The 22,668-nt window shown below is 48.3% G+C and carries 25 protein-coding genes; 1 reads left to right on the forward strand and 24 read right to left on the reverse strand.

The features are described 5' to 3' along the window. Positions 1-43 precede the first annotated feature (43 nt). The 16 genes from ABEQ74_RS18735 to ABEQ74_RS18810 form a co-directional block, all read right to left on the reverse strand. Positions 44-559, reverse strand: a complete 516-nt coding sequence (locus ABEQ74_RS18735; protein ID WP_430123651.1) for a DUF5590 domain-containing protein — start codon at positions 557-559, stop codon at positions 44-46. A 30-nt stretch (positions 560-589) separates the two neighbouring features. Then, on the reverse strand, positions 590-1,891 hold the full coding sequence (locus ABEQ74_RS18740; protein ID WP_430123652.1) for an amidohydrolase: 1,302 nt from the start codon (positions 1,889-1,891) through the stop codon (positions 590-592). Then, on the reverse strand, positions 1,866-2,531 hold the full coding sequence (locus tag ABEQ74_RS18745; protein ID WP_430123653.1) for a redox-sensing transcriptional repressor Rex: 666 nt from the start codon (positions 2,529-2,531) through the stop codon (positions 1,866-1,868). Before ABEQ74_RS18745 ends, ABEQ74_RS18740 begins: the two co-directional genes overlap by 26 nt. Positions 2,532-2,595: 64 nt before the next feature. After that, the gene (gene dinG, locus ABEQ74_RS18750; RefSeq protein ID WP_430123654.1) at positions 2,596-5,463 is read right to left on the reverse strand and encodes an ATP-dependent DNA helicase DinG; all 2,868 of its coding nucleotides are present in this window, start codon (positions 5,461-5,463) and stop codon (positions 2,596-2,598) included. 170 nt (positions 5,464-5,633) lie between these two features. Next, positions 5,634-6,263, reverse strand: coding sequence for a hypothetical protein (locus ABEQ74_RS18755; RefSeq protein ID WP_430123655.1), 630 nt, complete (start codon positions 6,261-6,263; stop codon positions 5,634-5,636). A gap of 173 nt (positions 6,264-6,436) precedes the next feature. Then, a complete protein-coding gene (gene panD, locus ABEQ74_RS18760; RefSeq protein WP_054401729.1) occupies positions 6,437-6,820 on the reverse strand; it encodes an aspartate 1-decarboxylase in 384 nt (127 codons plus the stop codon). Next, complete coding sequence (panC, locus tag ABEQ74_RS18765; RefSeq protein ID WP_430123656.1) at positions 6,813-7,703, reverse strand: pantoate--beta-alanine ligase; 891 nt, start codon at positions 7,701-7,703, stop codon at positions 6,813-6,815. The genes panD and panC overlap by 8 nt, the downstream gene beginning before the upstream one ends. Continuing rightward, positions 7,700-8,581 carry a 3-methyl-2-oxobutanoate hydroxymethyltransferase gene (gene panB, locus ABEQ74_RS18770; RefSeq protein ID WP_430123657.1) on the reverse strand — a complete coding sequence of 294 codons (882 nt, stop codon included), beginning with the start codon at positions 8,579-8,581 and terminating at the stop codon, positions 7,700-7,702. Before panB ends, panC begins: the two co-directional genes overlap by 4 nt. Positions 8,582-8,873: 292 nt before the next feature. Beyond that, positions 8,874-9,863 (reverse strand): biotin--[acetyl-CoA-carboxylase] ligase, encoded by a 990-nt coding sequence (locus ABEQ74_RS18775; protein WP_430123658.1) that lies wholly within the window; start codon positions 9,861-9,863, stop codon positions 8,874-8,876. After that, complete coding sequence (locus tag ABEQ74_RS18780; protein ID WP_430123659.1) at positions 9,850-11,145, reverse strand: CCA tRNA nucleotidyltransferase; 1,296 nt, start codon at positions 11,143-11,145, stop codon at positions 9,850-9,852. The genes ABEQ74_RS18775 and ABEQ74_RS18780 overlap by 14 nt, the downstream gene beginning before the upstream one ends. A 43-nt stretch (positions 11,146-11,188) precedes the next feature. After that, positions 11,189-12,352, reverse strand: a complete 1,164-nt coding sequence (gene bshA / locus ABEQ74_RS18785) for an N-acetyl-alpha-D-glucosaminyl L-malate synthase BshA (protein ID WP_430123660.1) — start codon at positions 12,350-12,352, stop codon at positions 11,189-11,191. 30 nt (positions 12,353-12,382) lie between these two features. Next, entirely contained in the window at positions 12,383-13,090 is a 708-nt protein-coding gene (bshB1, locus tag ABEQ74_RS18790; protein WP_430123661.1) for a bacillithiol biosynthesis deacetylase BshB1, read from the reverse strand. After that, on the reverse strand, positions 13,090-13,509 hold the full coding sequence (gene mgsA, locus ABEQ74_RS18795) for a methylglyoxal synthase (RefSeq protein ID WP_430123662.1): 420 nt from the start codon (positions 13,507-13,509) through the stop codon (positions 13,090-13,092). Before mgsA ends, bshB1 begins: the two co-directional genes overlap by 1 nt. A gap of 18 nt (positions 13,510-13,527) precedes the next feature. After that, positions 13,528-14,331, reverse strand: a complete 804-nt coding sequence (gene dapB, locus ABEQ74_RS18800) for a 4-hydroxy-tetrahydrodipicolinate reductase (protein WP_430123663.1) — start codon at positions 14,329-14,331, stop codon at positions 13,528-13,530. A gap of 17 nt (positions 14,332-14,348) precedes the next feature. Continuing rightward, on the reverse strand, positions 14,349-14,888 hold the full coding sequence (locus ABEQ74_RS18805) for a tetratricopeptide repeat protein (protein ID WP_430123665.1): 540 nt from the start codon (positions 14,886-14,888) through the stop codon (positions 14,349-14,351). A gap of 49 nt (positions 14,889-14,937) precedes the next feature. Next, positions 14,938-15,267 (reverse strand): nucleotide pyrophosphohydrolase, encoded by a 330-nt coding sequence (locus tag ABEQ74_RS18810; protein ID WP_053488745.1) that lies wholly within the window; start codon positions 15,265-15,267, stop codon positions 14,938-14,940. A 223-nt stretch (positions 15,268-15,490) separates the two neighbouring features. Between ABEQ74_RS18810 and ABEQ74_RS18815 the strand changes: the two genes are divergently transcribed. Continuing rightward, the gene (locus ABEQ74_RS18815; RefSeq protein WP_430123666.1) at positions 15,491-16,360 is read left to right on the forward strand and encodes a YitT family protein; all 870 of its coding nucleotides are present in this window, start codon (positions 15,491-15,493) and stop codon (positions 16,358-16,360) included. A 51-nt stretch (positions 16,361-16,411) separates the two neighbouring features. On the opposite strand, the gene ABEQ74_RS18820 is transcribed toward ABEQ74_RS18815, so the two are convergent. From ABEQ74_RS18820 to ABEQ74_RS18855, 8 genes are all read right to left on the reverse strand, one after another. After that, positions 16,412-17,269: a sporulation protein YpjB gene (locus ABEQ74_RS18820; protein WP_430123667.1), complete on the reverse strand. Its 858-nt coding sequence runs from the start codon at positions 17,267-17,269 to the stop codon at positions 16,412-16,414. A 66-nt stretch (positions 17,270-17,335) separates the two neighbouring features. Next, complete coding sequence (locus tag ABEQ74_RS18825) at positions 17,336-17,968, reverse strand: DUF1405 domain-containing protein (protein ID WP_430123669.1); 633 nt, start codon at positions 17,966-17,968, stop codon at positions 17,336-17,338. Positions 17,969-18,213: 245 nt separating this feature from the next. After that, positions 18,214-19,098 carry a c-type cytochrome gene (locus ABEQ74_RS18830; protein ID WP_430123671.1) on the reverse strand — a complete coding sequence of 295 codons (885 nt, stop codon included), beginning with the start codon at positions 19,096-19,098 and terminating at the stop codon, positions 18,214-18,216. Positions 19,099-19,119: 21 nt separating this feature from the next. Then, on the reverse strand, positions 19,120-19,791 hold the full coding sequence (gene qcrB, locus ABEQ74_RS18835; protein ID WP_006209500.1) for a menaquinol-cytochrome c reductase cytochrome b subunit: 672 nt from the start codon (positions 19,789-19,791) through the stop codon (positions 19,120-19,122). Between the two features lie 15 nt (positions 19,792-19,806). Further along, positions 19,807-20,352: a ubiquinol-cytochrome c reductase iron-sulfur subunit gene (locus ABEQ74_RS18840; protein ID WP_430123672.1), complete on the reverse strand. Its 546-nt coding sequence runs from the start codon at positions 20,350-20,352 to the stop codon at positions 19,807-19,809. 168 nt (positions 20,353-20,520) lie between these two features. Beyond that, positions 20,521-20,958: a DUF2487 family protein gene (locus ABEQ74_RS18845; RefSeq protein WP_430123673.1), complete on the reverse strand. Its 438-nt coding sequence runs from the start codon at positions 20,956-20,958 to the stop codon at positions 20,521-20,523. Between the two features lie 103 nt (positions 20,959-21,061). Then, a complete protein-coding gene (locus ABEQ74_RS18850) occupies positions 21,062-21,241 on the reverse strand; it encodes an IDEAL domain-containing protein (protein WP_430123674.1) in 180 nt (59 codons plus the stop codon). Positions 21,242-21,354: 113 nt separating this feature from the next. Further along, positions 21,355-22,503 carry a hypothetical protein gene (locus ABEQ74_RS18855; protein ID WP_430123675.1) on the reverse strand — a complete coding sequence of 383 codons (1,149 nt, stop codon included), beginning with the start codon at positions 22,501-22,503 and terminating at the stop codon, positions 21,355-21,357. Positions 22,504-22,668 lie beyond the last annotated feature (165 nt).

Genomic DNA, 22,668 nt, shown 5'->3' on the forward strand with positions numbered 1-22,668 from the left:
CCTCTATGCTTTCAGGGACGCCTCTTTTCTATCTGTTTGCGCATTAATTGGGCAGAATAATATCATCTCCGATGGCATTTCCATCTTGAAAACGATAGAATCGATAGCCCCGCTGGTCATGATTTTCATACTGCAGCTGCCATGCATACTCTCCTTCATACATTCCGGGCAGCAATCGCTTAATGACCGCATCCGGCATTTCCTGATGAATTTGAGCCAGCATCTGAGCTTCTGACAAGCCTGTCTTTAGCAGTATGGAGTGAACCGCATCATCAGCTTCGACAGGCACGTTATCGTCGGTGAATTTCACCCATACCATTCGATCTTGATGATCTGCGTCCTTCCCCGTGACCACCCAGTAATTATTGTTTTCGCCCCATACCGATTTATAGGTTTTCTCAGACGAAACCAGCTCCCCGTACTGTTTGGCGGCTTGGATGGCCATTGATTCTTCATTCCATGTATCTTTCATAACATAAGAATAATAGAGCTGTATGATAAGCAGCAGCAACAGTAATCCAGTTATGCTCCATAATATCCACTTCGTCTTTTTCTTCAATCCGTCTTCCTCGCTCCCCTTGAATATTCCCTAGAGGGTTGTAAGACGCTCAAATGCCATCTGTGTTTCCCGGCGGATCCGCTCTTCGTCAAGGGTAAGGCTGGCACCATGCTTTACTACCTGCTTCCCATCAATCCAGACATGCTCCACATCCTTCGCGCTGGCGGAATAAATAGCATGTGAAATATAATCCGTTCGCGGAAGGAAATGTGCTTGGTCGGTGTCCAGAGCAATGATATCTGCTTTCATCCCTACGGCAAGATGACCGATATCGTTCAGGAATACCGATTGAGCTCCATACACAGTTCCCATCCGAAGAGCTTCCGAAGCCGGGATGGCTGTCGGATCCCCACTGACTCCCTTATGGATCAGGGCAGCCAGGCGCATCTCTTCAAACATATCCAGATTATTATTACTAGCGGGTCCATCCGTACCCAGTGACACTGTTACGCCAGCTTTCAATAACTCAGGCACCCTAGCGATGCCGCTTGCTAGCTTTAAGTTGCTGCCCGGATTATGTGATACCGCTACACCATGCTTAGCCAGAATCTCAATTTCCTCGTCGGTCAGATGAACGGCATGGGCAAGCAGCGTTGGCCGGGAGAACATCCCCAGCTTCTCTAGATGGGCTACGGGACGAAGCCCATAGTCATCCACATTCTGAGCCACTTCAGCTTTGGTTTCGGACATATGCGTATGAATCGGCAGATTCAAATCATGCGATGCCTGAACAAATTTCTCAATGAGATCAGGCGGGCATGTATACGGGGCATGCGGCGAGATCATCGTCGTGATTCTGCCGTCAGCCTGTCCGTGCCAGTCTTTAGCAAAAGCTACGGCCTCATCCAGTTTCTGCTGCTGCACTTCTGGAGGGCATAGTCCGATAACGCCACGTGTTAGAACACCGCGCATCCCTGAATCCTCCACAACCTTGGCAACCTGATCCATATGATCGTACATATCAACGAATGTAGTGGTTCCACCCTTAATCATCTCCAGAACGGAAAGAGAGGTGCCCCAATATACATCGTCAGATGTAAATTTAGCTTCCATAGGCCACATTTTCTCCTGCAGCCATACTTGCAGAGCCAGATCGTCGCCATAGCCGCGAAGAAGTGACATGGCTGCGTGTCCATGTGTGTTCACCAATCCAGGCAGGAAGAACAGATGTGTACCATCGATGATCTCGGTTCCTTCTTCCACAGTAGGCTCGTCTTCGCCCAGATACGTGATCCGATCGTTCTCAACGACCATATAACCTCGTAGAACGGGTCTTCCTTCCTCCAGTACAGCAAATGTTCCGTTCTTAACCATCCACTTCGTTGTCGTCATGGGCTGCATCCTCCTTACCATTATCCAAATAATAGGCCAAACTTTGCAGATCCGTCGTAAAATCAGCCGTATGAATACGGATATGGGAAGGAGCCTTCAGAATGGTTGGCGCAAAGTTTAGAATCGCCTCAATTCCAGCAGCAATCAGCTGATTTGCTACATTTTGTGCTTCAAAATCGGGTACGGTAATAATGCCGATACGAATACTGTGCTCACGAACGGTCTTCTCAAGTTCCTCCATCGGCTGAACGACTAAATTGTTAATATTCATACCAACTTTGGGAGAATACGAATCGAAAATGGCCACAATCTTCATATTATCCTTCAGAAATGCATTGTAGTTCGACAATGCATGACCAAGATTACCGGCCCCGATCAATGCAACATTGATCTGCTGATCCAATTTAAGAATCTGGCGAATTTTCTCGATTAGATACGATACATCATAACCGATCCCCTTTCGTCCAAAATCACCGAAATACGCCAGGTCCTTACGTATTTGCGCGGGATTGAGGTCCAGCTTCTGTCCCAGTTCCTGGGAGGAAACCGTTGAGACCTCTCTTTTCTGAAGTTCATTCAAATAGCGCAAGTATACAGGTAATCTGCGGACCACGGCCTCCGAAATTTTTTCCGATTTCATGCATGCTCCCCCTAATAATAGGTTAATAACCATTTCCTTTTTCGTTTTATATCCATTGTTTTACTTACTCTTCTTCATTTACACTTTCCTGCAGCCATTCCGTTACTCGCGGCACAATCGCCTCGGTCGGCATATGCTCCATCTTCGGACCGGGCAAGGAATACAAGAAATATTTCCCGTAGTAGGATTCAATCACTCTGGTGTCATACACAATCACGATTCCTTTGTCATGTGCTGTCCGTACCAGACGGCCAAATCCTTGTTTGAATCGAATGACGGCCTGCGGAACCGAAAGTTTCATGAAAGGATTCTTCTTCTGCTGCTGAAGCAGCTCGCTCTTCGCTTCAACCAAGGGATGATTTGGCGGCTGAAACGGCAGCCGGACGATCGCCAGACAAGTCAGAGCTTCCCCCGGAATGTCTACCCCTTCCCAGAAGGAGCTTGTCCCCAGCAGAACGGATGCACTGCTCTCCTGGAACCTCCGAATCAGCTTGGTCCGACTGGTACCATCCATCCCTTGTCCCAATACGGTGATGTCACTAGCGGCCAGGGCTTCCTTCAAAGGTTCATGCACCTGCCTCAGCATGCGGTACGAGGTGAACAGAACAAGCATACGCCCATGCGTGGCGTTCGCCGTGTCCGCAAGCGATTGTACAAGCGTATTCACGAAGAGGGCATCGCCAACCGAGCCCTTCACGCTCGGAAAGTCGCGAGGCACAACAAGAAGCGCCTGCTCCCTGTAATTAAACGGGGAAGGCAGCTGGACAGTATTCAGATTGCCTGTATCGGCCGCTTCCTGAAGGCCCAGGTTCTCAATCATGAATTGAAATGACTTGTCCACCGACAAGGTCGCCGATGTTAAAATCACACTTTGTTTTTTGTCGAAAAACAATTCCTTTAAGTGGGTGCTTACATCGATGGGTACTGCATAAAGCTGCAGCGATTTACTGCGGAAATTGCCATTAGCCTCCATCCAGTATACCGTGCCTTCATCATTCAATGCCATAAAGGACCGGAGCTCTTCACGGTGCGCGGCCAGATCCTTAAATAGACCCGAGAGGTCGGTAAGCAGGCTGTCCGCACTGTAATCATCCAGATCTTCCTTCATCTCGGCTATCAGCTTGTCCCCCTTGCGAACAACATCGCCCAGCGTGATGTGAATCTGGTGCTCGAGCTCGGCCAGTTCGTCCCAGCTCTTCGGTTTTTTGGCTGGCGACAAGCGAAGCGAGAATTGCCCGGCATCTCCCGGCGATGCATCACCGCGCTCCGGCAGCAGTCCAAACAATTGGTCGCTGAGACGATCCCAATTCTCTTTTACGGTGATCAAATCCGGATAGATCCGATCGATCACGGAGGACCATTCAACGGCCTTCTCGTGCGCAGATGCTTGCAGCAGCTGGCGAAGAGCCGGGAGCTGACCACTGCGGCTGTCCTTGTACATTCGAGTCAAGGTATGGACGACCGTGAAATATTTCATTTGCAAGCCAAGATGCTTGCCGGCGACATCTTCAAGATGATGCGCTTCGTCAATGACAAGCCGTTCGTAGCTCGGAAGCAGCTGATGATTCGCTTTGACATCGGTGAACAGCTTCGAATGATTCGTAATGACGACATCCGCGATGCCTGCTTCATGCTTGGCTCTGTGATAGTAGCATTTGCGGAACCACGGACAGGCACGTCCCAGACACGAATCGGAATCGCTGGAAATGGTCTCCCAGAAATCGCCTCCGCGGCCGCCAAGATTCAGCTCCTCATCATCACCAATTTCCGTCTGGGTTAACCAGACCAGCATCTGAGCGGCGATGATCACATCTTCCTTCGGAGAATGAAAATCTCTTCTATTTATTTTATGTTCAAATTTTCTCAAACACAAATAATGTCCTCTTCCCTTGAAGATTGCAGCTTTAAAAGGAAAAGGAACAACCTGGGTGAGCAGCGGAATATCGCGGTCACGCAGCTGTTCTTGAAGGTTGATCGTATGCGTGCTTACCATCACCTTCTGTTCCTGCTTCACGCTTTGATAAATCGAGGGCAGCAAATATCCAAGTGATTTACCAGTCCCTGTGCCAGCTTCGATCAATAAATGTTTATTGTCATCCAGCGCCTGCATGACTTCCCGGAACATTAGATCCTGTGCATCCCTGCTCTCATAATGAGGCAGAGTCGCCTTCAGACCCGCGCGCACATCATCCATGTATTGCTCGAAGCTTACATCCGCCAAAGGATTAGGCTCTGATTCGTCACGCACAGGTGCAATATCATTCCAATCGTCAACAGCCAGCGCAAACTGACGGTAGTAAGTATGGCCGTTATCATCTTGAATGCCCTGCAGCTCCCGATCGGAACGAACCCCGTCAAAGAACCAGGCCAAATCGCTGTCCTCATCAGCAAAAAGATCACTTAACCGCTGAATGGTGAGCAGAGGAAGCTCATCAATCTCCTCCAGGCATTTCAGCAGGGCGTAAGCCGTAGCAAGTGCATCGCTGTCCGCTTGGTGCGGACGGTCATGCTCCAGGCTAAAATGGGAAGACACCATCCCAAGCTGATAAGATGGCAAAGACGGAAAGCATATTTTCAAAAAGTGCATCGTATCTAAAATGCGGCCGCTAAACGGTAAATAACCGCAGCGATCGAGTGCATTTTGCAGAAAGTTGAAGTCAAAAGCTACATTATGCCCAACTAATACAACATCGTCGAGCATTGGCACAAGTTCCATCATCATCTCCTCAAGAGACGGAGCATCCGCCACATCTTGATCGGAAATGCCGGTCAAACCGGTAATAAAAGGAGGGATCGGAATCCCGGGATTGACATAGGAGCCGTATACGCGGGATATGCTTCGATCCTCTTCGATGATGGCCAGTCCCACCTGAATAATCTCATCTGCAGACTGGTTGCCCGTGGTTTCAAAATCCAATACGGCAAATTTCATTTCGATAAAATCCCTTTCCTCCAGACTAATTACCAGCATACCAGAAGTTGCGGCATTTGAACATTCCGGGTACAAATTCGCCGATAGGTTATCTCCTGTTCGCATGCCAAAAAAGCGATACCCGAGTCTCAAGAATGAGCTCTGGCATCGCTTCATGTTTGGCTTGATAACTATAGCAGTGAAATCAATTGGCTTCCGTACTGGAGTTCACCACAGTTCTGCTTGCAGACCTCCATGTTGATCATGGGGTCAGGAAGCGTCGGGTCGCTTTGCATCGCCAGTACAAAATGCTCCTCGGCCTTTCGTTGTTGTCCATTCAGCACCTCGATGCATCCCAGCGCGTTGTGGATAATCGCCCTCAGCTTCCTGTCGTCAGCTAAAGGCAATATGGATACAAGGACATCGGAGGCTTGTGAGGTTTGACCCAAATACATATAGGACATAGCAATGTACAACTTGATCAAAAGACTGTCAGGGAAAATCAAGGCAGCAGCCTCAAACTGCTGTATCGCTGGCTGAAACATCAGCAACTTGTAATAACCTTGACCGCGAACAAACGCATCTAGCTGCAGTTCAGGCGCTTCGGTCGGTGGAAAAACCGGCGGCGACACAGCACTCTCACGAAAAATGGCCATTTTTTCTTCGAAATGAAGCCATTCCTCGAGTATGCCCTCACTCATGCTTTTGAGCATATTCCAGTTTTGTACCAGCGCCTGTTTTTGGGGACCTTTAGCAGCAGGGTAATGCTTCACAATTTCATCTAACATGTTGTTCATTTCAGCGAATACATGTTGAAACATAGCTGCATCCCACCCCTAGCTTAAAAATGAGATCAGTGCGTCGACCTGAACTCATTTTCTGTAGAAGACAGTCTTTTCATCCCTACGAAGTCCCGACACATTTTGGTTCCTTGAATTCCTGTTTAAAAAAGTCAGGTTTTCAGCACCGAGAAGGAAGCTTATTGAACCACCTCTTAGAGAATTGCGGCGTGAACCTCACGATACTCCGTTGTCACCGGCTTATTCAATTCGTCAACGATGACAACAGTTGGAGTATGATTGTCGTATTCCTCTTTGGACATCATGGCATAAGAAATAATAATGACATTGTCACCTGGCTGAACGAGCCTTGCAGCCGCCCCATTCAAGCAAATCACACCACTGCCGCGCTCGCCTTTGATTACATAGGTTTCCAGACGGGCACCATTGTTATTGTTCACAATCTGAACTTTTTCATTTTCCAGAAGGTCGGCCGCTTCCATCAAATCTTCATCAATGGTAATGCTGCCCACATAGTTCAGATTCGCTTCCGTCACAGTAGCACGGTGTATTTTGGATTTCATCATCGTTCTAAACATGGGATTCCCCTACCTTCGGTTGAATTAACGCATTGTCGATGAGACGGGTGCGGCCAAAACGTACGGCCAGCGCCATGATCACGGTTCGGTCTTCATCTACAATACGATAAGAATCTTCCACGGGAGCAAGTTCCGGGAAAGTGAGCACTTCCGCATAATCAATATCAGCAAGCGGGGACCGGGATATATATTCCCGAAGATGGGCCCGGATCTCGCCTGCTGTTGCCGCTTGTCCCTGCTGGATCGCCTCCTGAGCCGTCCGCAAGGAACCCGACAGCACAAGAGCCTCTGCCCGCTCTTCTGGCTTCAAATACACATTACGCGAGCTCAGAGCCAGTCCATCGGACTCTCGGATAATCGGACATGGTACGATGGTTACGCCCATATTCAAATCCTGTACCATTTGTTCAATAACGGCCACTTGCTGGGCATCCTTCATGCCGAAGAAGGCATAATCCGGTTTTACGATATTGAACAGTTTACTAACGACTGTTGTGACGCCGTCAAAGTGCCCGGGACGGGATGCCCCGCACAATAAAGATGTTATTTCCGATACGGAAATTTTAGTTTTGATCGGCTGCGGATACATTTCTTGAACGGTGGGGATAAACACCACATCCACGCCTTCAGAATCGGCCAGCGCCAGATCGCGTGCTTCATCTCGAGGATATGTCTCATAGTCCTCACCTGGTCCGAATTGAATCGGATTTACGAAGATACTGATAACGACTGTGCCTGAAATCTCACGCGCTCTGTGCATAAGACTGGCGTGTCCTTCATGCAAATATCCCATCGTAGGCACAAGACCTACGGGACCCTTGCCGGAATTCCGGCGATCCTTGAGTTCTGATTTTAATTCCGCAATGGTGCGAATTACTTTCATGAAGACGTGCCCACCTTTTCCTTTTTGCCGCCGTATAAAGTCGTTTCGCTGATCTCTGCTTTCTCGGCTTTGAATACATGCTCCTCAGCCGGGAACGAACGCTCCTTCACTTCCTTCACATACTGCGCAATCCCGTCTCGAATGATGGAACCTACGTCTGCGTATGTTTTCACGAAGCGTTTATCACGGTATGGTGATGCGTATTTCAATAAGTCATGGTATACCAGCACCTGACCGTCACAATAACGGCCGGCCCCAATGCCAATCGTCGGTATGCTCAGCGCTTTGGATATATCCGCCGCAGCTTCTTCCGTAACCAGCTCCAGGACGATGGCAAATGCCCCCGCAGCCTCCAATGCCTTAGCATCATTCATGAGCCGCTCTGCATCTTGTGCATCCTTGCCTTGTATGCGATAGCCCCCGATCTGATTGACCGATTGAGGCGTCAGTCCAATATGACCCAGCACCGGCACGCCGGATTGCACAATTCGTTTCACCGTATCAGCAATTTCCGCTCCGCCTTCCATTTTCACTGCATGCGCATGACCTTCCTGCATCAATCTCCGCACGCCGCGAAGGCTTTCATCAATATTCCCGTGATAGGTCATAAACGGCATATCTGCTACGATGAACGTATCCTCCGCACCGCGAGCGACGGCACGGGTATGATACACCATGTCATCCAGCGTTACCGGAATCGTAGAGTTGTAACCAAGCACAACATTCCCGAGAGAATCGCCCACCAATATCATATCAATATCCGCTTCCTCTGCCAGCTTGGCCGAGGGATAATCGTACGCGGTCAGCATGGTGATCGGTACACCCTTCTTCTTCATGTTCTTCAATTTCACAATGTTCAGTGTTTGTTTGCCTGCCATAGTGACACAGCCTCCTTTGTGTAGATGAGTTAGACACAATAAAAAAACCTTTTAGCACATACTCGCTAAAAAGTCCGAAAGGCAAAAAAGAGTCACTCGCGATCGTCCCTTCTGTCTCGGTCCTTTCGGCTCAGAGCAGAATCCAACGTAACCGGCATAACAGTTATGAAGGTGTTCTATTACTTAAACGCTATTCAAGATAGCGGCTTTCTACAGAGTGCAGTTCGCTCGCAGCGATACCGCCTCTGGTCTTAGTATAACAAATTATTTTCTCGAAATCACCAAGATTCATTTACCGGGTATCAAAAAAGATATCTCCGGAATAGACGGGAATCAGCTCACCAGCCTGATTGCGTACCAACAACGCGCCATCCTTGTTAAGTCCTGTAGCCATCCCGCTAAAACGTTCCCCGGCCGTTTGTACATGAACATCGCGACCGACGGATCCCGACAAAGCTTCCCAAAGGGAGGCAATCGGCTTAAAACCCTGCTCGTTATACAATTGATACAGCCCTTCCATCTCTGCCATGATGGAATGGATCAATTCTGTCCGATTGACAGCAGCTCCACCAGCCATACGAATGGAAGTCGCCACGTTACGAAGATCCTCCGGAAAATCAGATTCCTTCAGATTGGCACTAATTCCAATACCAGCAATGCAGTACCGCACCCGCTCATCCTCGGTGGCAGATTCCAATAGAATACCGCAAACTTTTTTGCCTTGAAACAAAATATCGTTAGGCCATTTGATATCCGTTTGCACGCCAGTGCATTTAGCAATCGCTCGACAGACAGCAACGCCTGTCATTAAGGTAAGCTGTTGCGTGAGATGCAGTGGCTGTTTCGGTCTAAGCACCAGACTCATCCATATGCCTTTACCTCGCGGGGAATAGAATTTCTTGCCCATTCTGCCGCGCCCGCCCGTTTGCTCTTCGGATATGACGAGCGTGCCCTCTGATGCCCCCTCCTCCGCCAACTGCCGGGCATCTTCTTGTGTGGAATTGGTCTTATCCAACAGAATTAACGGTTTGCCGAAGTATTCACTGGTCATTCCCGCTGTCAGCGTATCCATGCTCAGTGCATCAGGTTCATCCATCATGCGGTACCCCATACGCGGAATGGCTTCGAACTCATACCCCAGATTGCGCAGCTTATTTATCTGCTTCCATACAGCTGTCCGGCTAATGGATAATTTGCGACTGATCTCCTCGCCTGACAAAAACCGGCCCGGATTTTCCTGAAACATATGGAGAAGTGTATTGTCTTGATCAGATTCCTTCATTATGAATTACCACCCGCTTTGCTTCGTCAATCAACGATTCCTTGTCGTTGTTTATATTTCCTGCCGCCGTTTTCTCCAGCAGCTGCCCAAGAAGCTCCCCAAGCCATGGCCCACGAGGCTTGTCCAGCGCCTCAAGCAGTTCGCTCCCGGTAATGGCCAAATCCTTCAAGCTTCGGATCTGGAGCTCGCGCTGCCAGTGCTCAAGCTGCTGAATTCTGTCCCATGAAATCGAACCCGCACCTGTTTCCTTCAAAACCTTCTGCATATGCAGCCAACTTTGGGCTGCCTCGGCTCCCAGAGCAAGCACTAACCTGATCCACTCTATTTTGCTATGTGCCTCTCGATCACCAGGCAAATGCATATAAGATTCATGCAGCTTCAGAAGCTTTACGATAGCTTCCCGCTGTCGATTGGAGAATGTCCATGATCGCAGCAGCCTTTCGGCTTCCTGTGCTGTAATACCGCAGGCAAGAAACAGTAATGACCAACGGATCCAGGATTGTTCCGGTTCGATTTTATCGATGGCTGCTATCGTATCCTTATCATGCCCTGTATACGGAAAAGGTACCTTCATGCGAGCATGCAATCCGCTGCGAACAAACATCTCTAATCCTCTTAATGGGGAGGGACCCGCAATAATTTTTTCAAATTCACTGCGGATGCGTTCGAGCGCAATCCAGCCTATGGTATCTCTTTCCGAGAGGATTCCCCTCCAAGTATGCGGCGCAATGGAGAAGCCGAACACAGAGGCAAACCGAATACAACGAACCATACGAAGCGCGTCTTCGCGAAATCGAAGACGTGCATCGCCTACACACCGGATCAGCCCCTTATCAATGTCCGCTCGACCATCAAATGGATCAACCCATGTGCCATCAATCCCTCGGGCCATCGCATTCATCGTAAAATCGCGGCGTCTCAGGTCTTCCTTCACCTCTCTGACAAAAGAGACCTCTGTCGGGTGCCGATGATCCTCATAACCGCTCTCCACGCGATACGTCGTCACTTCAAAGGCCTGTTCTCCCATCAAGACTGTCACGGTCCCATGCTTGATACCTGTGGGGATCACTTTAGGGAAGATGGAACAGGTGACTTCCGGCAAGGCAGAGGTGGTAATATCCATGTCACTGACTCTGCGTCCCATGTATTCATCCCGCACACAGCCTCCGACCCAATACGCTTCATGACCATGCTGAAGCAGCGTACGGATCACTTCTGCGCTCTGCTCGGCCATGGGGCCGTCCGCATTGCACCATTGTATTGAATTAAACATATCTGCCATTCGTTTCCCGTTCCTTTATCCGAAAAACTCGGAGAGGGTGAAGCTAGCCGCAGGCCGGCCTTAGCTTGGTCGCATCCCGTCCCAATACTCGGTAATATATTTCTTCGTACTTTCCACGTATCAGTTCATTGCAGAACATCGTCATGGAACGCTGCAGGCATGCCTTCCGCAGCCGCTCACTCAGCGCTTCATCCTTCAATATCTCCAGCACATGCTGTGCCATTGTTTCCGTATCTCCGATAGGCGCCAGGAATCCGGTTTCTCCATGAGTAACCAATTCCGGAATACCTCCAGCAGTAGAACCGACCGTAGGCACTCCGCAGGCCATCGCTTCTAGTGCAACAAGGCCAAAGCTTTCCTTCTCTGATGGAAGCAGGAGCACATCTGCCATCGATATAACATGGGCAATTTCATCCTGCTTGCCAAGAAAGCGCACCTTGTCCTCAAGACCCAGCTCATTGATCCGGCACTGGATCTTAGGCAAATCGGGTCCTTCTCCGACTAACAGCAATTTGGATGGAATATGCTGCTGAACCCGGGCGAATATATCCACAACGTCATTGACTCGTTTAACTGGACGGAAATTGGAAATATGCATCATAATTTTTTCGTTCGGACTCGCATAATCTTGTCGCAGCGATTTCGAATCCCGGTGATAATATACCCGCGGGTCCACGAAGTTGTATGTCAAGTCAATATCACGGCTGATATCCAGCAGCTCCCGCGTCTCTCGAATCAAGTCCTGGGATACTGCTGTTACCGCATCGCTCTGATTAATGCCGAGACGGATCAAGTCCTTGAGCGATTCATCCTGCGCCAGCACCGTAATATCCGTTCCGTGGAGCGTAGTCACTACTTTGAGCTGGTCTCCAACCATCTGTTTCGCCAGCAGAGCACATACTGCATGCGGAACTGCATAATGGACATGGAGTACGTCAAGCTGCTGCATCTTCGCCACCTGAGCCATCTTAGATGCTAATGACAAATCATATGGCGGATATCGAAATACATAGTAGTCGTTCACTTCAACTTCGTGATAGAAAATATTTTTATGAAAAGATCCTAAACGGAATGGAATGCTGTGTGCAATAAAATGAACCTGGTGTCCTTGCTCAGCCAGAAGTTTTCCCAGCTCTGTCGCCACCACGCCGGACCCGCCCAATGACGGGTAACAGGTAATTCCGATTTTTAAGGGTTCTTGATTCATGTCAGCCTCCTTTATGTACACTTGAGTATATTATGTCTGATCGGAGCCGAATAGATGAACGAGATACGGACTCTTACTGGCAAATCCTTCCGCACGTGGAATAAGCCTGCGCGCTCCAAGCAATGAATCCCTGGCCCGCACACGCTCGATGTACCCCTCGGTTAATGGGGTAGAGACTGTATCTTCTTCAGTCTTCTGGAACTGGGAACGGTAACAAGACAAGGCCTGCTCTTTAACGCTATATACATCCGTCACGTCAACGATCAGATCCGTTCTTCCGATGTCATTAATGAAATAAAAATAGAGCTCGTCCACCTTAACCGGAGCGTGCTCAGGCATATAACGACGAAGCTTGGCATTAAATACCGCTTCCTCAACTAAACGGCTGCAGGCCACATGGTCCGGATGCCGATCTTCCCAATAAGGTGCAAACACAATAGAGGGAGCAAACCTGCGAATTTCGGCTGTAATCCGTTCAATATGTTCCGGTGTCACGAATAACCCGCGATCCGGTAAGCCGAGATTACTCCGAACCTTGAGATCCAATACACCGGCAGCATGCTCTGCTTCCTGCTTGCGAATATCGACGGAGCCGTTTGATGACATTTCAGCCTCCGTCAGATCGCAAATCCCGACCGAGAGCCCCGCTGCCGTATGCTTGGCAATCGTTCCCGCCATGCCGATCTCGGCGTCATCTGCGTGGGCTCCGAAGATTAATATATCGAGTTTGCTGTTCATTAGCTATCCACACCCGGTTTGTATTTATGAACAAGCTCCCGCCATGCAAAATCGCCGCGGTCCAGCGCTTTGACGAGAATTTCAGCAGTTGCCACATTGGTAGCAAGCGGAATTCCCTGCACATCGCATAATCGAAGCAAGGCATTAATATCCGGCTCATGAGGCTGAGCCATCAACGGATCGCGCAGAAATACAATGAGATCCATCTCATTGTCCGCAACAAGCGCTCCAATCTGCTGGTCGCCGCCAAGCGGACCTGAAGCGAAACGATGGATGCTAAGATTGGTTTGTTCCATAATGCGAGTACCCGTTGTTCCTGTTGAATACAGCTTATGGTCTTCAAAGACATGTTCATAAGCGATAACGAAGTTGACCATCTCTTCTTTTTTACGGTCATGAGCGATAAATGCAATATTCATAGTAATTTCTCCCCTAAGTTAGTCGATAAAATGATCAAATCCATAGACCAAGCCGGTATAACCCATGACCTTCTCGATCGCCATTTTTACCCCAGGCATATACGCTGCACGCTCATAGGAATCATGACGGATCTTCAAGCTTTGGCCATAACCACCGAATATAACTTCCTGCTGCGCAAACACGCCGGGCAGGCGAACGCTATGGATACGGAAACCGTTGTAATATCCGCCTCTAGCACCCTCAATAACCTCTTCCTCTTTCGGATTGCCTTGGCGAATCTCTTCCCGGTTGGCAGCAATCATCTCCGCAGTCTTGATCGAGGTACCGGATGGGGCATCTAGCTTCTGATCGCCATGAGTTTCAATGATCTCAACATGCGGCAAATATTTGGCCGCCTGAGCAGCAAATTTCATCATCAGGATCGCTCCGATGGAGAAATTCGGTGCGATCAAACCGCCAATATTCTGCTCCATACACTGCTTGTCCAACTCTTCGATTTGCTCTGGCGTGAAGCCGGTAGTGCCCATGATCGGACGGACGCCGTGCTTAATGGCCAGAGCCGTGTTGCTATAGGCAAATTGCGGTGCTGTAAAGTCAACCATAACATCTGGTTTCGATTCGACCAACGCCATCTCCAGATCGGATGTCACCGTAATGCCGCAGGCAGGAAGACCCACAAGCGTCCCTGCATCAGCACCTTCATCCGATCGGCCCACAGCGGCAACCAGTTCCAGTTCCTCATCGCCCAAAACAAGCTTCACTACTTCTTTACCCATACGGCCGCCGGCACCGACGACCGCAACTGTCCATTTGTTTGCCATTGTACATGTCCTCACTTTCAATCCGATGCTGTATCCTGTATATATGATTTCAAGCGCTGTTTGAGTTCCTCCTTTATATGCTGAAGCCCACTCTCCTGCGGGTACAACGAAATTACCTCTTTAAGCGTGGAAATGGCGAGCGCATGCTCATCGAGTTCACTATAAACAAGAGCAAGCCATACATAAGCCTGAGCATACAAAGGGTCCATGGCTACGGCTGATTTCAGATGAGACACGGCCTGATAGAGCTCAGACTTGGTCACATCCTTGCGATTCTCCACCATTTTTCTGGCGCGTTGTACGAGCTCGGCTGCCTTGATATGCTGCAAATGAAGGGCATACTCTGGTTTATCGGGCTGCAGCCTGACAGCTTCTTCCGCATGTGTAATCGCCATCTCCAGTTTATTACTTCGACCGTAGGTAATGGAGCACCGGTAATGCACTTCCGCATCGCCGGGATTTGCAATAATCGCTCGCTCAAACCAACGCAGCGCCTCTTCGAAATCATTTTGAAGGATGCATCGATATGCTTTTTGTATATAGCTTTCCGGTTTCACTGGCTGTCCCTCCCCACAGCGGGTTTGGTACAGCATATGTAGCAGCTGCCTAATCGGTGTTGATTTTCGTCCACCGGTCCTTATCACGTGTTGAAAATTTATGCATGACTTTATCATGCGCCTCTGTCAGATCTATGCCAAGAGAATTCGCAAAACACATCGTAATAAACAAAATATCACCAAGTTCCATCTCGATGGAATTATCGGCTTCATCCGCTTTTTTCGGCTTCTCGCCGAATTGATGATTTACTTCTCTGGCAAGTTCGCCAACCTCTTCCGACATTCGGGCCATCATGGATAAAGGACTGAAATAACCTTCCTTGAACTGGGATATGTAGCGATCGACTTCCTGCTGCATGTCAGCCATTGATTTCCCCATGATTTTAGACTCCCTTCTCGATCGCCGTCTGTCACAGCGTTCACCGACAAGTGAACCAGCGATCTCACATGATGTGCGTTTTGGTTTTAAACCTATGTTATCGTAAAGCGGATTTGAAAACAAATAAATTTTTATGGCTAAAACGTTATCGGCGCATACTAAGCAAGCATAACAGCAACCCGGCATCCAGAGAATCTCGACTATCGGGGAAACGAGGGTTATTATGAAAACAGCCAAGATGTTCGATCAGCTTAAAGCGATCATTGCGATTATCGCCGGTTCCGCCATTTACTCGTTTGGCCTGCTCTACTTCATAATTCCGAATGAACTGATGGAGGGAGGTGTCACCGGCATTACCGTCCTGCTTAACTATGCCTTTAACCTATCACCGTCCATCTCAACCATGGTTTTAAATATACCGCTTTTTTTGATCGGCATGAAAATCCTCGGTAAACGTCAGTCGATCTACACAGGGATAGGTATCGCGTCGTTAACCCTCTTCCTGTGGCTATTCGAGCTATTGATCAACCGGGGCTTTGTAGTCCCCTTTCGCACAGAGCATGATTATATTCTGGCATCACTCTATGCAGGGGTTACGTTAGGTGCAGGGCTTGGCATCGTATTCCGATTCGGGGGAACAACTGGTGGATCTGATATCATCGCAAGAATCATCAATCGAAAGTTCGGCTTCAGTATGGGGCAAATTATTTTGTCCCTCGATATCTTGATTATCGGGCTTTCCCTGTTCTATATTCCGCTCGAGCGGATATTGTATACCTTTGTCGCTGTATTCATCGCATCCAAGGTCATCGATTTCATACAGGAAGGGGCTTACGCCGCTAAAGCTTTCACCATTATCAGTGACAAGGCCCCTGATATGGCCGAGCACATTTCGACGGAGATGGAGCGAGGGGTTACACTAATCCCTGCTGTTGGTGTGTACTCCAAGCAAGCGAAGCATATGATATACTGCGTCGTATCCAGGCAGGAGATACGCCGCCTCACGGAAATCGCCAAATCTTTAGATCCCCGGGCATTTATTATCATTAATGATGTCAATGATGTGCACGGCGAAGGCTTCAAAGAGAAATAGCCCGGTATGCACCGGGCGTCTAATCGTAATGTGAATATGTCGTCCTGCCAATCACCTTTTGGGTGGGAACATCGGCTTTGCGCTGTACAGCTGCCCACGGTACTTGCGGTAGCCTGCGAAGGATAGCGCAGCCAGAATGAAAGCACCAATTACTAGCTGCCACATTATGGGGTTCTTAACTTCTCCTAAAGGAGCAAGGGCGGGCTCATCCTTCTTTTTGCCAAATAACATGTTTATCATTTCCTCACCCTGTGCAACTACCTTCTGGACCTGTTCGGATTCCCCAGAAGAGACCAACCCCCCGGCATAAGAGATCCAGGAATCCATCATGTTCACGTCTTCTGGTTTTCGCTGAATGATAACAGACGGGCGTATAAGCTCGTAATGTTCAGTCAAACTGTCATATGCACGCTTCATCCCAGCTGTATCCTTCTGTTCAGCATATTGACCCATCACCCTGAGATCTTCGCGGATCACCTTATGATATTGCAGCCATAACGCATTTTTGGTCTGAATCAGACTGTCTGTTGCCAAACGGAGTTTGCCTGCCGACCTCATCCAATGCTGCGGGTCCTGTACGGCTCGTGCAGTGGCTTCCTTCATCTCCAATATACTCTCTGACAATGCATGAATGCCTTCCACTCCGGTCAGTCCTTGAAATGAAGAAGCTTCAAACAATGCCGATACCCGGCGCATATCCTCAAGCACCGCTTGGACATTGCCTTCCTCGACGTGGCGATATACTTGCTCTGCTTCTTTATTCAATGCCTTGGCTTGAATCGGAGCTGCTGGTGAAGACTGCGGCTGTGCTTGGATCGGGTTAGCCCTTATCGGTTCAACCATACTATTGGCAGCCAGCATCAGCAGGGCAGACAGAGCCAGCAGAAACTTCGGAACGGTTCGAAACATGGGACATCCCTCCTACCGTATTTGTATGGCAGAAGGGAAGAACGTAGAACCATTCGAGCAAACGGACTAACGCCGTTTAGTATGAGTCCTTTTCATAAAATACCAAGCCGCAAAACCGCTCAGCAGCGTCAAAAGATAAGTGAACAGCTCGACTGCGGATAAATGGTCATACAACTGACCCGGCAGCCAAGGAAACACGCCGTAAGTATAATCAACAGTATCATTCAACAATGTCCAGGCAATTGCACCAACAAGCGCTGTCCAGCGGTAATGAAACAGACGAACAAAGAGAAGCGCTTCTACGGCCATAGCTGTATGTGATGCAACAAGCATCCAATCCTGCCATACCAGCACATCTCCTTGCGCTTGTCCGGCAAAGATGATAGCAACTGCCCAAATTCCGTATTTGACCGATGTGACAACAGCAAGTGCTTCAATAAATTGTTGCAACAGTCCAATTCCTAGCACTTTTGGCGGGTAGAGCAGCAGCAGCAGTGCCAAGCTGAAGAACAAGCTCGCTGTTGGGCTGTCCGGTACGAAAATAACCTGCCATATGTAGCCGTGGCTCACCGTATCAACCATTTGGCTACCGTACCATATGTATCCATAGATCGTTCCAAGGATGTTGCATATTAACAGCAACCATAATATTGATCGTTTGCTAAGAAACTCCCGGCTCCAAAGATGCGATATTGTCAAACTTCGTCCTCCTGACTTGACCTATGTATTCATTAGTAACAACTATAGCCGATTATACCTAAACACTGCCTATATTTCATCTGCCTATCGGTAAAATCGACTGACGATGTCTCTGGAAAAAATCTGCACGTGAACAAAGGCAGTCTTCAGCATAACAGCAGAATAATAAGCACCGAAAAGTTTCTACTATAATATATCTTCGAAAAAAGAACCTGACCGTAAACGGTCAGGTTCTTCTATGCAACTTACTTGGCTGCGTCTGCCTTCTGGCTTGCAAGCCATTCAGCCAACTGATCGAGTTGGTCTTCCGTAACGCCAGCTGCGAGAGCTGTGTCTTTCATTGCCGGCATATTGCCTTGGCCATTATTAATAATAGCCACAATGTCATCTTTGGAGTGGGTATCCCCTACACCACGAAGCGATGGGCCGGATGCCCCTTTCAAATCTACAGCATGACAAGAGATACATGTCGCCGTCTTAAAGGTCTCCATGGCTGGATTATCCTTATCAACAATGGCAACTACACTATCCTCAGACTGCTTCGCATTGGACGTTGGAAGTCCAGCTGCGTGTTTTTCCTTAGCTTCTTCTTCCCGCTGAATATGCTCCGGCTTTTGTCCGGTTTCAGCCAGCTCATTCTGATAGTGCGTCCATGCAGCATTCGTCAAATAAATGACTGCGAACAGCGACAGAATCATGAGAGCCGAAGTAATCGGTCTCTTGTAAAACCTACGCTCTTTCCCCGTATCAAGGAATGGAACAAGCAGCAACGAACCAAAGGCAACGCCTGATACGCCGAGAGTTCCGAGCACGACATAATCCCCGGAAGCGTATGGAAGCTTCAAATATTCATACAGGAACAGGAAGTACCAGTCCGGCATCGGGATTACTGATGCTCCTGGATCTGCCGGATATCCAAGCGGAGCAGGTTCCGAGATGGTCAGCACAAGGAAGCCGACCAGTACAACTACACCAACCATCCATTCCTTCAACAAGAAGTTAGGAATGAACGCTTCTGATTTGCCGGGATAAGCGGTGTAATCAGGCGGTGTAACCCAGCCGCTGCCTTTTTTTACACGAGAATCACCGACGAATACAACTTTCTCATCAGATTTATGACCATGTGCCATAAATATGCGCCTCCCTTCTTCTTATAGTGGACCGGAAATACCTTGTCTACGGATCATAATAAAGTGTCCAACCAACAGTGCAAGAAGGACAGCCGGAAGGAAGAATACGTGAATCGCGAAGAAACGGGTCAACGTTTCAGCACCAACAATCGTACCACCCTGCAGCAATTCTTTAATGATTGGTCCAAGCCAAGGCACGGAGTTCGCAATCTCCAGTGTAACTTTTGTAGCGAAGTATGCTTTGTTATCCCATGGCAGCAGGTAACCTGTCAAACCAAGACCGAGCATAACAAAGAAAATGAGCATACCAACAACCCAGTTCATTTCACGCGGCGCTTTGTAAGAACCGGTGAAGAACACACGCATCGTATGCAGGAACATCATCACAATGACCAGACTTGCGCCCCAGTGGTGCATACCGCGGACAATTTGCCCGAAAGCGACCTGCGTCTGCAGGTATTCAACACTGTTGTAAGCGTTTATGATATCCGGTACATAATACATTGTCAGGAACATTCCTGACAGAATCTGGATTACGGTGATAAAGAACGTCAAGCCGCCGAAACAATACACAAACGCGGAGAAATGATGCGCCGGGTTTACGTGTTCCGGTACCTCGTGATCCGCAACGTCTCTCCAAATCGGCGTGATATCGAGACGTTCATCAATCCAGTTGTAGACATTCTTCAACATCTGAATCTACGCCTCCTATTTAACTACGGTATTTGGCACAATTGCGCCGAGGTAAATCCAGCCGTTTTCGATTTTCGTTTCGTACTGGTCAAGCGGCTTTGGTGCAACTGCAAGATTCTTACCATCCGGTGTATAACGTGCACCGTGGCAAGGGCAGTGGTATTCATTCGGGAAATTCTTGTCGTTATTCCATCCAACCAGACATCCCAAATGCTTACAAATCGGTGAAAGCGCTACAAGTTCACCTTGATCGTTCTTACGAATCCACGCCGTCAGAGTAGCTGTACTGTTGTACCAGCCGTCCTGCTGTTTAAGCTCAAAATGGAATTCTTGTGGTTCGTTGGTAATTTTGCTCTCCTCTACGACCTTTACAAAAGACCCTTCTTCTTTATTTTGAAGAATCGGATCAACAGCAAAGCGGAGCATTGGCAAAACTACTCCAGCAGCCATATAAGCTGTGGCACCGCCCAACGTGTATGTAAGAAATTGTCTGCGGGACATCTCTTTCAGTCGGGGTGGATTGTGCGATTCTACATGCTCGTCATTGTGGTTGCTGCTCATTCTGTTTCAACCCCCTTTGTCAACCGTTCTTAAGTGTCATCAATGATTAAAATCACACGACGTACTAGGACATACTAATAATATCTTAGGCACCCAAGACCGTCAAGAATTTGAACCCCATATTTGGGTTCGCTTCCAATAGCACCTTCACAAATTGTCGGTTTTTTGTCACAATTCGACTCGGCTTTCCTGCTGCCACATTTCACTAATTCGACTTGATATCAAAGCTGGCAGCGAAACACCTTCGATCCCCTCCAACCTGTGCTGCGACAGGACTAACGTACTCTCCGTCACCTGCTCTTCAGACAGATCCATATCAGCAGTCATAACGATTACATATTTGAAGCCGATGGATTTGACATTGTGACATACTTCATTTAGAAGCTGTATATCATCAGTCTTTCCATACTGTATAGCAGGATATGTAATCAATCTTCCCTTAAACGGAATTTCTGCCAAATCCATAAAATCACGAAGACGCTCAAGTGCAGCTGTCGTTTCCCATGGTGTCTCCAAACCTGTTAATCCCGTATACGGAATGAGGCAGGTGTCATAAAAAGGCATTAGCTCCGGCCAAGTCTGCTCATCCACTTCACTAAATTTCATCCGAGGTACATCCTTTCTGTTCACTTCTAATGATTTTGTCTTCATTATACAAGTGGGATACAGGTTAGGCAAAAAAAAGAAGAAATGCGTAAAAAGCATTTCTTCAATTCAAAGTCCTCAGTTCATCCGTCAGGTTTCGGAAAGCCACTTCGTCGCCGGAAGCCAGCGCTTCGTCAATTTCTCTATATAGCTCCTCACTCCGATGCTTGCGCAAGGCTTCGTCCCACACCATCTCGGCCGCCAGACCTAACATAACCTCGTAAGTAACCTTCATCTTATCCATTAGGATGCACCTCCAAACTAAATTTTGCATTTCGCTATATTCTTTCCCTTTGTTTGCTTTACTTGCATCAAGTTTTTCCACTCTGCTTTGAACATAACGACGATACAACTATGCTAGAGGATCAACTCATTCGAATCGCTGATATGTACGCAGGTTTCTGCCGCTTTCAAACCAAGTGCGGTCATCTTATATGACGTTCCCCTGCTTTGGCTCTCCCCTATCCGGAGCATCCCCAAATGCATCAGCATCCGAATAATCCGGATTTCCAAAATGCTTTGTGGATTATCATAATAGTAGGGACGAATTAGCCAGCCCAGCGATTCGTTTAAAGAGGCTGCCGTTACCCAATCTTTAGCGCATTGACTAATCCAATAAACAAGTGAGGTAAGATTGGGAATAGCGCCTTTATAGAGTCTTAACCAAAAGCGGAATATCTGTATCACGCCAACTTGATTTCCTTGCTCAAGAAGCGCTGCTCCGCTTTCACTCAGGCTCAACCGCGCATTATTCTCGCTGACCCACTTTTTTGCATAGGCATAATCGTACAACAGGGCGAGCCGATCAGGATATTCAATGCAGGATCGGCCATATCCAAATCGCCATGCCCCCTTCGCAATCAGAGGCTCCGTAATATGCAATGAACTCAGAAGCTGTTGCTGGTTTCGCCTATACATGAATCCTTCCTGGTTCAGCTCCACTTCATGTTTACCAATATATCGAAGAATCAGCAGCAGATCTTCCATAGCCAATCCCTGCTCATCCCGATATACCTCGGGATCATCCGGCAATCGTTCCAGCGTTTGAAACAACCGTTCACGGAGAACCTCTCGAAAACGTTCCTTCAAATCCGACGGAACTTGAAACAAATACTTGGTGGAGTGGGTGAATCCGTTAAATAGCCAGCCGCTTCTCCGATAACGGGCAACAACATCCCGCGGACTTTCTGCCTGTGAGGCAGGCTGCTTTTTTAAAGGAGCAGGCTTGTCTCCTTCTTCAGAATCTGCCGTACGACGAATTGCGGCCGTCAGTTCTTCCAGACTGTACCCTGTTCGAGTGTCAAAGGCCAGATGATTCAGAAATCGCAAATCGGCGGGTGACAGGGCGCGAACCTGTTCCGCAAAGAATTCTCTTCGCCCGAGCTTGGACAAGATGCTCTGAATCAGGTCATGCTTTGAATTACGCTTTGCGTCACACCCATAGTGATTCGCAATATTGCTAAGCTGTCCAATATCGGCATAAGTAAGCATATCCGCTAGATTCATCTTCCATCGCCTCACCGTTTTACAACCATTATGGGAAGCTTTTGGACTTTTGATACCTGACCCACTTCGAATTACAAAAATTTTTATGTTATATAGAAATGACTATGCTCTCTTATTTAATGATAGAATACTTACTAACCGCAGCAAGAGATTTCACTCATGAAA

This window comes from Paenibacillus solani, assembly GCF_050475945.1.
In the GTDB taxonomy this organism is placed as follows: Bacteria; Bacillota; Bacilli; order Paenibacillales; family Paenibacillaceae; genus Paenibacillus_AQ; species Paenibacillus_AQ solani_A.

Coding starts and splice junctions, on each gene's coding strand:
- ABEQ74_RS18740 (WP_430123652.1), bottom strand. CDS start 1,891: ATGACGACAACGAAGTGGATGGTTAAGAACGGAACATTTGCTGTACTG.
- ABEQ74_RS18745 (WP_430123653.1), bottom strand. CDS start 2,531: ATGAAATCGGAAAAAATTTCGGAGGCCGTGGTCCGCAGATTACCTGTA.
- dinG (WP_430123654.1), bottom strand. CDS start 5,463: ATGAAATTTGCCGTATTGGATTTTGAAACCACGGGCAACCAGTCTGCA.
- ABEQ74_RS18755 (WP_430123655.1), bottom strand. CDS start 6,263: ATGTTTCAACATGTATTCGCTGAAATGAACAACATGTTAGATGAAATT.
- panD (WP_054401729.1), bottom strand. CDS start 6,820: ATGTTTAGAACGATGATGAAATCCAAAATACACCGTGCTACTGTGACG.
- panC (WP_430123656.1), bottom strand. CDS start 7,703: ATGAAAGTAATTCGCACCATTGCGGAATTAAAATCAGAACTCAAGGAT.
- panB (WP_430123657.1), bottom strand. CDS start 8,581: ATGGCAGGCAAACAAACACTGAACATTGTGAAATTGAAGAACATGAAG.
- ABEQ74_RS18775 (WP_430123658.1), bottom strand. CDS start 9,863: ATGAAGGAATCTGATCAAGACAATACACTTCTCCATATGTTTCAGGAA.
- ABEQ74_RS18780 (WP_430123659.1), bottom strand. CDS start 11,145: ATGGCAGATATGTTTAATTCAATACAATGGTGCAATGCGGACGGCCCC.
- bshA (WP_430123660.1), bottom strand. CDS start 12,352: ATGAATCAAGAACCCTTAAAAATCGGAATTACCTGTTACCCGTCATTG.
- bshB1 (WP_430123661.1), bottom strand. CDS start 13,090: ATGAACAGCAAACTCGATATATTAATCTTCGGAGCCCACGCAGATGAC.
- mgsA (WP_430123662.1), bottom strand. CDS start 13,509: ATGAATATTGCATTTATCGCTCATGACCGTAAAAAAGAAGAGATGGTC.
- dapB (WP_430123663.1), bottom strand. CDS start 14,331: ATGGCAAACAAATGGACAGTTGCGGTCGTCGGTGCCGGCGGCCGTATG.
- ABEQ74_RS18810 (WP_053488745.1), bottom strand. CDS start 15,267: ATGGGGAAATCAATGGCTGACATGCAGCAGGAAGTCGATCGCTACATA.
- ABEQ74_RS18815 (WP_430123666.1), top strand. CDS start 15,491: ATGAAAACAGCCAAGATGTTCGATCAGCTTAAAGCGATCATTGCGATT.
- ABEQ74_RS18820 (WP_430123667.1), bottom strand. CDS start 17,269: ATGTTTCGAACCGTTCCGAAGTTTCTGCTGGCTCTGTCTGCCCTGCTG.
- ABEQ74_RS18830 (WP_430123671.1), bottom strand. CDS start 19,098: ATGGCACATGGTCATAAATCTGATGAGAAAGTTGTATTCGTCGGTGAT.
- qcrB (WP_006209500.1), bottom strand. CDS start 19,791: ATGTTGAAGAATGTCTACAACTGGATTGATGAACGTCTCGATATCACG.
- ABEQ74_RS18840 (WP_430123672.1), bottom strand. CDS start 20,352: ATGAGCAGCAACCACAATGACGAGCATGTAGAATCGCACAATCCACCC.
- ABEQ74_RS18845 (WP_430123673.1), bottom strand. CDS start 20,958: ATGAAATTTAGTGAAGTGGATGAGCAGACTTGGCCGGAGCTAATGCCT.
- ABEQ74_RS18850 (WP_430123674.1), bottom strand. CDS start 21,241: ATGGATAAGATGAAGGTTACTTACGAGGTTATGTTAGGTCTGGCGGCC.
- ABEQ74_RS18855 (WP_430123675.1), bottom strand. CDS start 22,503: ATGAATCTAGCGGATATGCTTACTTATGCCGATATTGGACAGCTTAGC.